The organism is Stenotrophomonas sp. P5_A8 (assembly GCF_056400545.1).
In genome coordinates, this window is record NZ_JBFULB010000402.1 from 1 (window position 1) to 3,137 (window position 3,137).

Annotated in this window: 4 protein-coding genes; all 4 read right to left on the reverse strand. The window is 70.2% G+C overall.

What is annotated here, in order from left to right:
* Window positions 1-1,143, reverse strand: a 1,143-nt coding sequence (locus AC1DQP_RS18680) for a secretin N-terminal domain-containing protein (protein ID WP_478052221.1), incomplete at its 3' end; no start/stop codon positions are given.
* Window positions 1,144-1,153: 10 nt separating this feature from the next.
* Window positions 1,154-1,945, reverse strand: a complete 792-nt coding sequence (locus tag AC1DQP_RS18685) for a hypothetical protein (RefSeq protein WP_457318061.1) — start codon at window positions 1,943-1,945, stop codon at window positions 1,154-1,156.
* On the reverse strand, window positions 1,935-2,738 hold the full coding sequence (gene gspM / locus AC1DQP_RS18690) for a type II secretion system protein GspM (protein ID WP_478052222.1): 804 nt from the start codon (window positions 2,736-2,738) through the stop codon (window positions 1,935-1,937). The genes AC1DQP_RS18685 and gspM overlap by 11 nt, the downstream gene beginning before the upstream one ends.
* The coding region (locus AC1DQP_RS18695; protein ID WP_478052223.1) for a PilN domain-containing protein at window positions 2,713-3,137 on the reverse strand (425 nt) is incomplete at its 5' end. The genes AC1DQP_RS18695 and gspM, both read right to left, overlap by 26 nt.

The following is a 3,137-nucleotide window of genomic DNA, read 5'->3' on the forward strand; positions in this document are numbered from 1 at the left end:
GTCGCGGTTGCTGCCCAGCTCCATCTGGGTCGCGCCCGGGGCGAGCGAACTGCTGCTGCCCCGCCCGCTGCGCCCGTTCTCGTTGGCAAAGGCCTCGGCCAGGCGTTCGGCCAGGTCCTTGGCCTTGACGTAACGCAGCTCGTAGGAAAACAGCCGCGCGCTGCCACCGGCGCTGTCGATGCGTTCCAGCCACTGCTGGATCTGGTCCAGGTAACGCGCCTGCGGGGTGATCACCAGCACCGCGTTGGCGTTCTCCAGCGGCAGGAAGCGGAACATGCCGGCACTGGGGGTCTTGCTCTGCTCGCCGAACACTTTTTCCAGGTCGGCCGAGACCTGCTCGGCCTTGCCGGTCTGGATCGGGAACACGCCCACCGACATGCCCGACAGCCAGTCGACGTCGAAGATCTCCACCGTGCGCAGGTAGTTCTCCAACTCGCTGCGGGTGCCGCCAAGGGTGATCACATTGCGGCCGCTGTCCACGTTGACGATCGCATTGGGCCGCGCATACGGCTCCAGCACCTTCTTCATCTCGGTGGCCGAGATGTACTGCAGCGGCACCACCCGCACCTCGAACCCGCGCGCACTGGACGCCGGCGCGGTACTCGGCGCGACGGTACCAGCCAAGGCCTGGTCGGCGGCAACGATGTTGTAACGGCCGCCGCTGTAGACCATGCGCGCGTTGTTCCAGCCCAGCACCATCTCCAGCAGGTTCAACGCCTGCGCCGAGGACACCGGCTTGGGCGTGGCCAGGGTCACGGTGCCCTGTACGCCCGGGGCGATGACGTAGTTCTGGCCCAGCATGTCGCCGAGGATCGCCTTGACCACCGCGTGCACCGACTCGCCTTCGAAGTTGAAGGTGGCGGTGCCGTTGCCGGCCTGCGACAGCGATGGTGATGCGGCGGCGGCCGCGCTGCGGTTGATCATGGTGCCGGTGCCCCGACGGATCACCGCCTGCGGCGCGCCGTCGGCCAGCGCCTCGGCATCGACGCCCTCGCGCGAGCCATCGCCGGCCACCACCTGATGCGTGCCATCGAGGTCTGCGTTGCGACGGACGTCCGGAGCCGGTACCGACGCACACCCGGCCAGCAGGGCCACGGCGAGGGACAGGCAGAAATGACGCGGGGAGAAAAGACGCAATGTCATGCTGTGCACTCTAGTTGTTCTGGCCGGAGCCGCCGGTGGGCGGTCGCTGCGACGGTTGCTGTTGTTGTTGCAGCTGCTGGCGGCGCGCCTGGATGCGCGCGCGGATGGCTTGCATCTGCGCGTCACTGGGGCCCTGTGCGGGCGCGTTCTGCGCGGCAGGTGCCGGCGGCGGTGCGGGCGCAGGGCCCGGCACGTTGACGGTGGCCTGCGCCGGTCGTGCGGCCTGCGGCGCTGCCATCGGCAACGGCGTAACGCCGGCACCGGCCGGCGGCACGGCGCCGTTGACCGGATTGCCCAGCACCGTGGGCGGCTCGCCGCCCTGGCCGTTGAACACGGTCAGTTCCAGGGTCTGCGTACCGCCGGGGCCGCTGACCGTGGCGCTGCGCGGCTCCAGCGCCAGCAGCTGCCAGCCGTTCACCGGCTCGCCATTGAGGCGCAGCCGCAACGACTGCTTCTGGTCGGTGGTGAGGATGGCCATGCTGAAGTCAGCGGTGAGCAGCACACCGGTCAGGCTCACTGCGCTGGACGCCCCAGGTTCGCTGCCGCCGAGCAGGTACGGGCGCGGCTTGCGATCCTCGGCGAACAACGGGCGCGCGCCGATCTGCGCATAGGCCTCGGCCGAGGCGATCCGCTCCGGCGCGGCTGCCGGCAACGCCGGCAGCGGCGACGCGCTGCGCTCACCATCGGCAGCGGCGGGAATGCGCCCGCCCAGGCCGAACAGGGTGGCGATCCAGATCGCGGCCGCCCACAGCATCGCGGTGGCCAGCCACCAGCTGCGCAGCGAAGACAGTTCAATCTTCATGGCTGTCCTCCCGGCCTTCGGCCGCGCGGCTCGCAGCGTCTGCCGCGTCGCTGGCCTGCTGCGTTGCTGCATCGGCGGTCGCCTGGGGATCATTCGGCACGGCCATCGCCGGTGCCGGACTCAGCCCGGTGCCGTCGGAGAGGCCCGGCGCTGCCGCAGTGACCGGTGCGCTGGCGGGCGCCGCGCCCGCGGTCGCATCGGCCATCGCATCCGGCTTGAGGTAGCCGACCAGTTCGAAGGACACATCCAGCCCGGTGCCGGTTTCATTGGGCGACTGCTGGAAGCGCTGCGCGAGCAAGTTGAGGTTGTTGATGAACAGCCGTGGGCTGCCCGTTTCCAGGGTGTACAACACCGCCGCCATTTCCGGGATGCCGCAGCGCAGGCGTACCTGCAGCGCAATACGCGGGAACTGCGCATCGCCGCTGGTGTCCTGCAGCGGCGAACGGTTGCTGATGGTGCAGCTGCGGTTGCCGGGACTGGCCGAGGCCACCGCGTCCTGCAGGCGCGAAGACAACGCGGCGGCGGCGGATTCGGCGGTCGCCTCGCGCAGGAAGCCGGGGCGCCCGGCCAGCGCGGCCTGCGCCTGCTGCAGGCCGCGCGCGACCGCAGCGCGCTGCTGCAGTTGGGCCTGCACGCGCTGGTCGCGCTCCTGCAGGTCGCTGATATCGGTGTTGATCGCCAGCAGCGGCCGGGTGAACCAGGGGTGCACCAGCACCAGGTAGGCCGCCGCGATCACCGCCAGCAGCAGCGCCAGCGCCAGCCAGCGGTCACGGCGTGTGGTCGGCATTGCCATTGGCAACCTCCGCGGCGGGGGCGGCAGCGGCCGGCTTGGCGACGGCCCCGGGCAATGGCTGCAGTTCGGCGGTGAGGGTGAAGCGGTCGCRCCCGGCGGCGCCCCCGTCGGCCTGCAGCACGCCGGTGAGGTTGACCTTGCGCCACAGCGGCGAGTCCTGCAGCAGCGGCACCAGCTGCGAAGCTTCGCGGCTGAGCCCGATCAACTGCAGCGAATCGCCTTCCACCGACAGCTTTTCAAGATAGGTGCCATCGGGCAGCAACCGGGTCAGTTCATTCCACAGTTCCACGGTGCTTGCGTGCGCGGTGCGTTTCTGTTCCAGGAACGCCGCGCCTTCCACCAGCGTCTGCAACTGCTGGCGTTCGGCGGCCACCTGGCGTGCATCACGCGCAGCGGCGT